This window comes from Ferruginibacter sp., from assembly GCF_031391665.1.
Lineage (GTDB): Bacteria > Bacteroidota > Bacteroidia > Chitinophagales > Chitinophagaceae > Ferruginibacter.
This window is the reverse complement of the sequence record NZ_JANMUN010000123.1, coordinates 1-11214: the sequence shown is the minus strand read 5'-3', so window position 1 is coordinate 11214 and position 11214 is coordinate 1. Positions and strand designations below refer to the sequence as shown.

13 protein-coding genes are annotated in these 11214 nt (G+C 37.6%); 9 read left to right on the top strand and 4 right to left on the bottom strand.

The genetic code is table 11. From position 1 onward, the window contains the following. Positions 1-618: gluconate 2-dehydrogenase subunit 3 family protein (locus tag ACY651_RS09215; protein WP_462251941.1), on the top strand; the 618-nt coding region annotated here is incomplete at its 5' end. Between the two features lie 27 nt (positions 619-645). Here ACY651_RS09215 and ACY651_RS09210 read toward each other — a convergent pair. Together ACY651_RS09210 and ACY651_RS09205 are read right to left on the bottom strand one after the other, a co-directional pair. Beyond that, the gene (locus ACY651_RS09210) at positions 646-1206 is read right to left on the bottom strand and encodes a hypothetical protein (protein WP_462251939.1); all 561 of its coding nucleotides are present in this window, start codon (positions 1204-1206) and stop codon (positions 646-648) included. A 161-nt stretch (positions 1207-1367) separates the two neighbouring features. After that, entirely contained in the window at positions 1368-1901 is a 534-nt protein-coding gene (locus tag ACY651_RS09205; RefSeq protein WP_462251937.1) for an SAM hydrolase/SAM-dependent halogenase family protein, read from the bottom strand. Between the two features lie 249 nt (positions 1902-2150). On the opposite strand from ACY651_RS09205, the gene ACY651_RS09200 reads away from it, so the two are divergent. Genes ACY651_RS09200 through ACY651_RS09170 form a run of 7 tightly spaced genes read left to right on the top strand, consistent with a single transcriptional unit; the run spans position 2151 to position 8041 of the window. Then, a complete protein-coding gene (locus tag ACY651_RS09200) occupies positions 2151-2633 on the top strand; it encodes a hypothetical protein (protein WP_462251935.1) in 483 nt (160 codons plus the stop codon). A gap of 35 nt (positions 2634-2668) precedes the next feature. Beyond that, positions 2669-3445: a COG1470 family protein gene (locus ACY651_RS09195; protein WP_462251933.1), complete on the top strand. Its 777-nt coding sequence runs from the start codon at positions 2669-2671 to the stop codon at positions 3443-3445. A 10-nt stretch (positions 3446-3455) separates the two neighbouring features. After that, the gene (locus ACY651_RS09190; protein ID WP_462251931.1) at positions 3456-4163 is read left to right on the top strand and encodes a hypothetical protein; all 708 of its coding nucleotides are present in this window, start codon (positions 3456-3458) and stop codon (positions 4161-4163) included. A gap of 3 nt (positions 4164-4166) precedes the next feature. Further along, positions 4167-4835, top strand: a complete 669-nt coding sequence (locus ACY651_RS09185) for a COG1470 family protein (RefSeq protein ID WP_462251929.1) — start codon at positions 4167-4169, stop codon at positions 4833-4835. Further along, a complete protein-coding gene (locus ACY651_RS09180) occupies positions 4813-5532 on the top strand; it encodes a hypothetical protein (protein WP_462251927.1) in 720 nt (239 codons plus the stop codon). The genes ACY651_RS09185 and ACY651_RS09180 overlap by 23 nt, the downstream gene beginning before the upstream one ends. Positions 5533-5543: 11 nt before the next feature. Further along, complete coding sequence (locus ACY651_RS09175; RefSeq protein WP_462251925.1) at positions 5544-6572, top strand: polyprenyl synthetase family protein; 1029 nt, start codon at positions 5544-5546, stop codon at positions 6570-6572. Next, positions 6572-8041, top strand: coding sequence for a geranylgeranyl reductase family protein (locus tag ACY651_RS09170; protein WP_462251923.1), 1470 nt, complete (start codon positions 6572-6574; stop codon positions 8039-8041). Before ACY651_RS09175 ends, ACY651_RS09170 begins: the two co-directional genes overlap by 1 nt. Before the next feature lie 7 nt (positions 8042-8048). Here the strand turns inward: ACY651_RS09170 and ACY651_RS09165 are convergent, their stop codons facing one another. Then, the gene (locus ACY651_RS09165) at positions 8049-8954 is read right to left on the bottom strand and encodes an SAM hydrolase/SAM-dependent halogenase family protein (protein WP_462251921.1); all 906 of its coding nucleotides are present in this window, start codon (positions 8952-8954) and stop codon (positions 8049-8051) included. Positions 8955-9004: 50 nt separating this feature from the next. Between ACY651_RS09165 and ACY651_RS09160 the strand changes: the two genes are divergently transcribed. Beyond that, a complete protein-coding gene (locus ACY651_RS09160) occupies positions 9005-9760 on the top strand; it encodes a hypothetical protein (protein WP_462251919.1) in 756 nt (251 codons plus the stop codon). 81 nt (positions 9761-9841) lie between these two features. On the opposite strand, the gene ACY651_RS09155 is transcribed toward ACY651_RS09160, so the two are convergent. Then, positions 9842-11214 (bottom strand): TonB-dependent receptor plug domain-containing protein (locus tag ACY651_RS09155; RefSeq protein ID WP_462251917.1); only part of this gene is annotated, 1373 nt, incomplete at its 5' end.

Genomic DNA, 11214 nt, shown 5'->3' with positions numbered 1-11214 from the left:
GCTGTGCCAACTGTACTGGCAGGTTGTAATACCGATGATAAAAAATCAGTAGCAGCTGATGTACCACAATTTAATTTGGACCGCAATCCGGATGAATTAAAATACGAGAGAGAATTGTTGGCAAAAGATAAATTCTTTACTGTAGAAGAAATGGCTACCATTACAATACTTGGTGATATAATTATTCCGAAAGATGCAGTTAGCGGCAGTGCCAGCGATGCTAAAGTGCCCGACTTTATTGAGTTTATTGTAAAAGATATGCCTAAACACCAAATACCTATGAAAGGTGGTTTGCGCTGGTTAGATATGCAATGCCTTACCCGTTACAACAAAGCTTTTAAAGATTGCAGCCAGCAACAGCAAATTGAAATGGTGGACATGATCGCCTACCCTAAAAAAGCAAAACCCGAAATGAGCCAGGGTGTAGAATTTTTTAAACTGATGAGAAATTTAACGGCCACCGGTTTTTACACTTCGGAAATTGGCGTGAAAGATATTGGTTATGCCGGTAACATTCCTACACAATGGAATGGTGTACCGGATGATGTTTTAAAACAATACAATTTAGCTTATACCGAAAAGGAATTGAAGGAGTGTGTGAGTTTTGATAAGAAATAACATTACTATAAAACTCATTAAAAAATTCTATTTCTTTTTCTTCGTCTTACCCCAGTGCGTTATTTTATTCGTCAACTTGTCTTTGCTATAAAAAGGAAAGTTTACCTGCAGCGAAAGTGAATTCTGGCTGATGCCTGCAATTGGAAATTTATTTTTAGAAAAACTGTACCCATACGCCAGGTACAAATAGCTGATACCGATACCAGCCCTTGGTGTAAACAACCAATCCTCCGCTCCTTTCGATTTCAGGTATTGCACTTCGGCACCCATAAAAAAAGCATTGCCAAAAAAATCTCCGCCTAATTTTATGCCACTAATTGTTTCGTACGATTTTTTGAAAGCAGGAAAAATATTTATGCCGGCATAAATATCTGACCCATATACACCATGGCCACTGCCGTTAAAAGTAGTTCTTGCTATGCCTGCACCAAAAAATAAACGCTTTTGTACTCCGGCATTAACAGCAATACACCAAGACTGATCATTGATATCCGGCTTTAGATGATTGTGAATAGTTGAGTCGGTAGTTTGTGCATTTGCAATATTGAAAAATGCAAATACAAGAATAGTTACAAGCAGTTTTTTCATACAGAAGCCAAATTTTCAGGTTAAAAAAAGTGGTGATAAAACTTTTACAATCCATGTAACGTTAATAAAAATTTTAAGTTACAACTGCTTTTATTAATGAAATGTTATTGTACCGGTGCTCATCTTGGTTGTCAGCAACAGATGATATACTGTTGCTAAATTTATTTTTTCATCACTTCCACCGTCCATTCACTACCACTGTAAATTTTATGTACTGTAGAAAAACGACCCATGTTTAAGGCATATGAAACCTGTAATAAACTGTTGAGATAAAGCAGTGGTCTATTTTTAGTTACTGCACCAAATGTTTCAGCATAGGGCATGTTACCTTCATATTTTTTTATTCTGTTTTTATAGATAACCACATGCAAATTATCCCCCACTTTTACATTTAACTGTTTAAAAATATCAGCATCAATATTCGTCCAGATGTTGCCGTACTGCAAATCTAAAATTGCGATGGTACCTTTTATTTTTTTATTTTCTAGAATTGCTTTTTGATAAGGGATACTTACTACTTCGTTAGGCAACAACTTTCCTGCTTCTTCATAAGTAATTTTTCCTGCTGCTAATCTTGCAGCGGTATAAGCATATACATCTCTGCCATGAAAAGTATAAGATTTTTCAGAACCTTTTCTGCGGTTAACTGCTTCATCAATCTCTCCTGCTGTTGCAATACCTGCAGCAAAATACAAACGTTCTGCACTCAGGCATTAACGAGATACACTAATTATTATCCTAATTTAAAAAAGCAAATGCCCTTGAGGTAACAACTATTTTTTCAAATAAAACATTTGCAATAATGCTGATGCAGGCTGGCAAAACCAGCACCCACGCATTAAACGGATAATTGCCAAAAGTTTTGCAGATACCAAAATAAAAACATAATTGTATTGCATTTTAACAAAAGACTTTCTATTTTTAAGTAAATAAAAACCTTATCTATGAGTGTTCCAAGTATTCCCCGGACCTTTACGCACCATTTGCGGCCCGATAAAGATTTTAATGTAAACTCCACTATAGAGGGCGGGCTCGACAGTAATCTTAGCGGTGGCATAGATGCCAAACATAGTGGCAGCCTGGAAACCAAAGTTAGCGGCCTGCTAACAACCGATAGTGTATTAAAACTTAAAGGCGATGCCAAAGAACCGGTGGCAACCGACAGTAAAATAGAAATACTTAACCTGCCAAGGTTTACCCTGCAGGATATTAAGGACATGCAAAAAGTGCGGATGCGCATTCCCAATTACTCCAACATTTGTTTCAAGGCTTTTGGTATGGAAATGTTCAGCATATGCCTCAGTGGCGAAAGCCAGGTAATAACAGAACCTTACATACCCAACGCTGCAGAGCGTTGCGAAACAGATGAATGCTGCGAACCTGATACACGCCCTTTTCCCGTGGGAGGTGGTACAGTAAATGGTTGAAAATTTATAGTAGAATAAAAATAAATTATTAAGTCATGATTACAGTTACCAGTGCGGCGTATAACGAAAAACTTACCGTGGATAATAACGAAATTATTCTTAATGGTCCGCCGGGAGAATTAAGGGGCCAGATTACCTTACGCAATAATAACCAGGATACTTTAAGAATAAAAGCATTAAACCTCACTCCCGATACCAGGGCCGGCCAAATTTTAAAAGCTGCATTGCCGCTCAATATCTCCTGCAGGCTGGCACCAGGCGAAGAAAAAATGGAAGAAATTTTACACGAGGTAAACCCACAAACCCCGCCCGGTATTTACGAAAGCACTTTGAACGTTGGGGGCCAGGTACGTAAAGTAAAAATGCTGGTTCAGCCGCATATTGCTATTGAAATTTACCCCATTAATTTTACTTTTCAGGATACCACACCGGGCAAATTGCATACCGCAGCTTTTACACTCACCAATACAGGCAACATGCCCTTTCAGGTGCCGGATATAAAGCATATTGCAGCTATTGATATGGATATGCTTTGCAAAGCCTTTGGCATTGGTTTCAGAGATAAAAATGCAGAAACTTATAACCAGGTGCTGGATGCCATTACAAAAAATATCCGTAACAATTTAACCGATTGGGCCAATGTAACGATAAAAGAAAAAGGTGAAATTGTAGCACCCGGCGCAAGCCAATTGATACACCTTGATATAACATTGCCTAAAAACTGCGATGCAACAAACGACTACGATGGAAGCATTCGTTTTTGGGATCAGGAAATTACCTACCTGGTTAAAGCACATTATTCTAAAAAATAAATATTTTATAATGGCCAATAATTTAAATACAGAAGGCATACAAAAGATCTTTGGTGATAGTATGCAAAGCCTTACAGATACTTCATTATCTTTTTTTAAACCGGTAATAGAAAGTTTGATGAGTAGTGTAAATACCAATAGTAAATCTGCTAATGGTGATGACAGCAGTTTTAAATTTCCTCAACTAAAAATACCGCAGATAAAATTTCAGGAAAATTGCAATTGCTGCCCGCCTGAAGAAACATGCCCACCTCATTGCATTGCTACGCTTAATCGCAGCGCTATGGTTGGCGAACGGATCATTGTTCCTTTCCTTGTAAAAAATAATTGCAGCCATACTAAAACCTTACGCATTGGTGTAAGAGAATTACTTGATGAAAAAGGTAATATTGCTCCAGGGCAACCCAGGTTAAATAAGCAAAGTGTAACACTGCCACAGGGCCGCAGCGAACAGGTATTGCTTACTCTTGATCTTGATAAATTTAATAATGGCAGCACTTATACAACCGAAATAGTTTTACGGGAAAAAGAAATTAACCAGAATATTTGCTTTACACTTTCTACAGCCGACCATGCTGCAATTACTGCCGAACCACAGGATGAACAAAAATATAAATTGAAATGGCAAAGCTGGAAAAGTCATTTTTATTGCGAACCCAAAAAAACTATTGCCGGTACCAATGTGTTAACTAACGACAGCAAGGATATAAAAAAATAAAACATGAGCGAAGAAAAATCAGCAGTAGCAAAAGATATTGAAGAGCTGGTAAATAAAACCATTGAGGCCAATAAATTTTTTATGAGCGAGGGCACTAATATCCTTAAGCATTTCACCAATCAAAATACCAATAACAAAAGCGCCAATTTTATACAGCCAGATACCATCACCAACGTATTTAATGCTTACCTGAAACTTAACCTGCAGCATGCAAAAAATTTAATTGATCTTGGTGTCGGGCTGGTTAAACAATCTGTAACGCCTGCAAATGATTCGGCCGCTGCAAATGAAACAACCGCAGTTGCCGAACCTGCATTTATATTAAAAGCCGATGTGTTTGCCGGCGATAAGGCGCAGTTACAATTTGTGCTGGATAATGTGAAAGATGAAGTGGTGCTTTGCAAACTGGTCAACTCAGAGTATAAAGCTGAAAACAAAAAAGGCGAACAAAAAAAAATCAGTACCAGTTTTGATCCGCAATCTTTTGAATTAAAACCCGGCGGTGCACAAACTGTAAAAATTGTGGTTACAACAGATAAGAATTGTGAACCCGGCAACTATACCAGTAATGCACAGGTGCAGGGCTTTGAGCCTGCTTTTTTTTCGATAGCACTTACTATAAAAGAAAAACAACAGCAACAAAAAGTTAATGGCAGAAAAAAACAAAAATAGCACCGGCAAAAAAAAAGGCTCTACCCTTACCGATAATTTATTTGATCTGCTTAACCCGGATAATGTATTGGGAAATGCCCAGAAGGTGATCAGCAGTGCTGTAAACGTACTGGAAGAAGAAATTGCGGCAGGTATTTTAGCCGCCAAAAGAATTGAAAAAAAAGTTATTGATACAGATAGTTTAAAAGGCAACCCCGATGACCTGATGAGCCGCATACGCCGGGATACGCACGAGGCCATTGATATTTTTTTAGATGCTTTTGCAGCACTAAGCAAACAGGTTGGTATACTAAACAGCTCCCTTACAAAAAATGAAAATGCTGAAGCCACTGCCGCTGCTTCTGCAACATCCACCACTAAAACTGCCAATGTATTTTCTGTAATTGAAGCAGATGCCCCGGTTAAAGCGGGGCAAACTGTAAAACTGTACATGAGCATCAGTGATACTACTTTAAAACAAGCTGTAAAAGTACAATTGAATAAACATGATCTCAGTGGTACAGGATCACAAAAGATCTCTTCTAAAAATATACTGCTAATACCTTCGGCATTTAATTTAAAAAAGGATGAAGAAAAAGAAATTGAGATCCAGGTAAAAGTTCCTGCCAATACAAAATCCGGCCGTTATTTTTCTTTAATTACCGACTCCAGTAATGCAGCTGTAAAAACCATTTTTGAAATTGACGTTACCGCATAAAGTATTAGCTCATGTACGAGGCATTAATGAAAGAAATGTTGGCAGAATATGGGGCAGATACCCTTAAAGGCATCCATCATTTTATTCCCGATAAAGAACCCCGTAAATATTTATACCATCTTATACAGGATTATCCCAACCGGGGCGGAAAAGGTTTCAGGCCGGGTTTGTGCATTGCTGCCTGCAAGGCTTATGGCGGCACCATGGAACTGGCGCTCAACAGTGCTGTTTCGCTGGAATTACTGCACAATGCATTTTTAATACATGATGATGTGGAAGATGAAAGTTTTTACCGGCGCAATAAACCCACCATGCATGAATACAATAACAGGGCCATTGCTATTAATGTGGGTGATGCGATGAACGTGTTAGCACTTTACCCGCTTTTTAAAAACAAAGAAATAGTTGGCCCTAAATTATCAGAAAAAATTTTTACAGAAGTACAGCACATGGTTTTAGAAAGTGTAGAGGGGCAGGCGCTGGAATTGGGATGGCGCAGGGATAATATCTGCACACTTAAAGAGGCCGACTACCTCCGCATGATCTTAAAAAAAACTTGCTGGTATACCTGCATGCATCCTTTAAGAATTGGTGCGCTGATTGGAACCAGCGGAAAAATAGACCCCGAAACTTTTAACCGCCTCGGTTATTTTATGGGTACTGCTTTTCAAATACAGGATGATATTTTAAATCTGGTTGCTGAAGAAAAAAAATACGGAAAAGAAATTGGAGGTGATATTATTGAAGGCAAACGCACCCTGATGCTGATACATCTTTTAGAAAAATGTAACAAAAATGAATTAGAAAAAATTAAACAATTTTTGGCAGTGCCTATAAAAGAAAGAGATTCGGCAACAGCAACCCGTATTTTAAGCCTGATGCATAAATACCAATCTATTGAACACAGTAAAAAAACTGCCCAGTATATGGCCGGCGCTGCCTTAAAAGAATTCTACAGCATTTTTTCTGGCCTGAAAGAATCAAAGGATAAAAAATTTATTGAAAGCATTATTCTTTACATGATAAACAGGGATTACTAATGATTGCCATAAAACCTTTACATAAATACGATTGCGATGTGCTTATTGCCGGCGGTGGGCCCGCTGGCAGCGGCCTTGCTTACCACCTGGCAAAAGCAGGCCATAAAGTAATAGTGGCCGAAGCAAAAAAATTTCCACGGGATAAAGTGTGTGGCGATGGTGTAAGCCCTATTGCATTAAAAGAATTACATGCTATGGGCATCACCGGCACTCAAAAATTTGCAAAGGCAAACGAGATAAATAAAGTTGGATTGTTTATAAAAGATGACAAGGTTCTTATTGATCTGTCTAAACCCGAATACCTGCCTTTGCATGCAAGAATAATACCCCGAATGGAGTTGGACAACTGGATATTTGAAACGGCAAAAAAAGCAGGTGCAGTTTATATCGAAAATGCCAGAGTAACGGGTTATCAAATAAGCGAACATGCTACCACGGTACAATTAAAGCAGCAACAAAAAAATTTAACCATTAAAGCAAAGTTGATTGTTGGTGCCGATGGCAGCCGCAGTGTAATAGCCCGGCAAATGCATGGTGTAAATCCTTCGGATGAATTTCAGTTGCTGGGATTGCGGGCATATTATGAAGACGTGAACGGTCCTAATGACCGGGTTGATATTTATTTTAGTGATAAAGTTTTTCCCGGCATTTTCTGGATGTTTCCAAAAGCGCCGCATGGTGCCAATATTGGTTTGGCAATGATAAGCCAAACCTTACCCGCCAAACCGCAGCAGGTACGGGAAATGCTGATGGAGCATATTAACCAAAACCCACACCTTAAAGAACGTATTGGTAATGGAAAGATTGAGGGTAAGATTGAAGGCTGGCCCATAAAATTTTACAACCCGGATATACCGGTTAGCGGTAACCGTATTTTATTGGTTGGCGATGCAGCAGGACTTATAAATCCGCTGAGTGGCGATGGCATTCAATATGCTTTACTGAGTGCCCGCTGGGCTGCAGAAGCTTTGCAAATATGTTTTCGAAAAAACGATTTTACTGCCGATGCCATGAATATTTACAGCCAAACAGTAAAAAAAGAACAGGGGTATGATTTTGCATTATCCAATTTGCTGGTACAATTTCCACGCAATAAAACCTTATCTCCGGTGTGGATGAAAATACTGTCCACAATTATTGCCTGTGCCAAAGAAGATAAAAATTATGCTGATATCATTGCCGGAATTTTTGAAGGCACCTATCCTTCTCACAAAGCGCTCACCGGTTCGTTTATTTTAAAATCTATAAAGCAGGGAGGCAGGGATGCTGAAAAGCTCCTGGAAAATATTTTAAAAAATCCCGGCCAAATATTTAATGATAGTGCCGAAGCATACAACTTTATTTTTTCGCTGATAGCTGAATTAAAAACAAACCCGGCCGCACATGGCCGTTGGCTTTTGCGAACCGTTGCAAAAACATTTTCTGTTGCAGGGCATGTGGTAAAAAATTTTAAGAAAAGTGAAGTTTAAGCCGCTTTCATTCAGGCCTTGTTATTTCCACCCTCCACTCACTACCACTATACACTTTATGCTTTGCAGAAAAACTATCCATGTTCAATGCAAATGAAACCTGCGATAAACTATTTAAATAAAGCAAGGGCTTGCCTTTTGCAACCGCACCAAAGGTTTCGGTATAAGGCATAAAGCCTTCATATTTTTTTATTTTATCCTGATAAATTACTACGTGAAGTTTATCGCCAATTTTTACATTTAACTGATTAAAAATATCAGCATCAATGTTCGTCCAGATGTTGCCGTACTGTACATCTAAAATTGCGATAGTACCTTTTATTTTTTTATTTTCGAGAATTGCTTTTTGATAAGGGATGCTTACCACTTCGTTAGGCAACTCCTTTCCTATTGCTTCATAAGTAATTTTTCCTGCTGCAAATTTTGCAGCGGTATAAGCATACACATCCCTGCCATGGAAAGTATAAGACTGTTCAGAGCCTTTTCTTCTGTTTACCGCTTCATCAATTTCTCTTATTGCTTCAATACCTTCGGAGGCTGCAATTAAGGTAAGGGTTCCATTATCGGGTGTAACTATAAAATGACCTGCCTTTGTTTTTAGCACAACCGATTTTCTATTGGTGCCCACGCCGGGATCCACCACAGAAACAAACACCGTGCCTGCAGGCCAGTAACTAACGGTTTGCTGTAGCCGGTAAGCTGCTTCCCAAATATTGTATGCCGGAATTTCGTGTGTAAGATCAAATAATTTCAAACTGCTGTCCACTCCAATTGCCACACCTTTCATAGCAGATACGGCGCCATCTTTTAATCCAAAATCGGTTTGAAAGACGATGATTTTGTTTTGGGCAGCTGTTGTATTTATAATAACTGCTAACAAAAGCCCTCCCAGATATTTAATATACTTAGTCATTTGAAAAAAATATTCCATGCAAAATATCAAAACAAGAGCAATGCTATGATATGAGTTATAAAATGTTAAAATTCCAATATTTTAGTTATCCTATTTTTATTTCCTGTTTCTTTGATTTTGCATTAGTCTTTGCTCAACCAAAATTAAAAATGGTCTTAAATAAAAATTTCACACCATCAGCAAAGGTTCTCTTTTTAATGGCAATTCTTTTGCTTCCTTTATTTACTATAGCACAGCAGAAAATAAATATTGATTTAAATTTCACTGTCTTAAAATCAATTACAAACGATATTTTAAAAAAATATGTTACTGAACCGTCTTTTGTAAGTGTTGAATATTATAAGAGAAAAAAATTCCGCTACCCTTATTTTAACCTGCTGTCTAACATCTCCTATTCTGTAACTAATAAATTAAAGTTAGGGTTGCAAACAGGGATGTATGTGCATTACCAGGAAAGTTATTCAAGTCAAATAAAAAGAACTACTTTAACAATACCGATTCAAATTACAATCAAGTATCCACTATTAACAATAAAAAACAATACACTGGGCGTAAATACTGCTACCGGAATCCATTTTTTTTCGCTGGATGAATACATAGATAAATACAAAAACAGTGCGTTGTTAAACCTTTCTCTATTTTATACTACTAAAAATGGAGGGCTATTAAAAATTGGAATGGAAAAACAGATTGATAACGTAACTGTAAATTTAAAAAACATAACCCAGTATTCTCCACAGGAAAAGTACAAGTATTGCCTAAACAGGTTAGCACTTTCCATATCGTATGGAGTAAAAATAAAATAAGGATAAGCCATTGCATAAAAAGGGTTGATAAATTGTACAATCTATCAACCCTTTACATAACCTTTACATAAAATTACCGTACTAGAAATTAATTGCCAGCTTGGTAAATATCCTTCTGCCATTAAAACCCATTTGCACACTATCCCATGGGCCGCCGCTTTCATTATCGCCAGCCCAACCTTTTGCCAATTGATTTACACCAATATTTGGATGAATATTAAAAATATTATCTGCTCCAATAAATATACTTACACTCTTGCAAAATTTATATGATGCAAAAATATCTGTTACAAACTTACCTTTATAATCAAAAATTTCTGGCACTAAATCTCCTGTAGCATCAGAAGGGACTTGCGGATTAATACCGGCATAGTTTGGATTTTCAGGTGTGGCATCTCCAAAACCTAAAAGTTTTATGCCTCCATAATAAGTTAGATTGCTGCCAAAACCTAATTTACCAGAACTATAATTTAAACTTAAATTAAATTTAGCACCTGGGGCAGATGCTTTCAAAAATGCAATTTCCCTGTCGCTGTAAAATGTCTTCTGATTTAATACAGTGCCACTCAATGCAGGAGGCACATGTATTTCATCTAAATTAATTTTTTGCAAATTGCCTGCTAACAATCCTTTAAAGCTTTTGTTACCCCATTTTTTTGAATAGTCTAAAACCACATCTATACCATAATTAGTAGTGTTTACTGCATTAGTAAAAAACTGTGCAGTAGATACATTCAACCCTTTTAATAAACTGGTAAATGCTGCAGGCAATGTTGCATCATCGGCACTAAATAAACCAGAGAGCACTACCCTGTCTTTTACCTTAACCATATAACCATCAACAGTAAAAGTTAAACCGGGTGCCACTTTCCATGCAAATCCTAAACTGCCATTAACTGATGTTTCTTCTTTTAAATCAGGAATGCCCGCTGCTTTAGTTACCACATCGCCATTACGGGCAATACGTGACTGCACCAACTGACCACCGCTAAATGATGTAAGTGTATTACTGAAATTTATTTGTTGTAAAGATGGTGCCCTGAATCCTGTACTTGCCGATCCTCTTAAATTAAAATTATCTGAAACTTTATAACGGGTAGCCAATTTAAAAGTTGCTACCGATCCAAAATCAGAATAGCTCTCACCTCTTACTGCACCGTCTATTAACCATTTATCAGTAACATTTAATTCTGCATCGGCGTAAGCACTAAAATTGTAACGTGTTGCTTTAATTACATCATCGGGGCTAAAACCAGGAAAACCCTGGGAGCCTGATGCCTGCACCTGGTTAGGATCGTAGTTTGCATAAGATGCTTCTTCGCCTTTGTTGATACTGTACTTTTCGTTGCGATATTCAAACCCATAGCCAAAATTTAAACCCTGTGCTACATTTTTAAAATTCTTACTTAAATCAATATTTAATGTTGCCTGCCGGAACCTGAATCCACCATCAT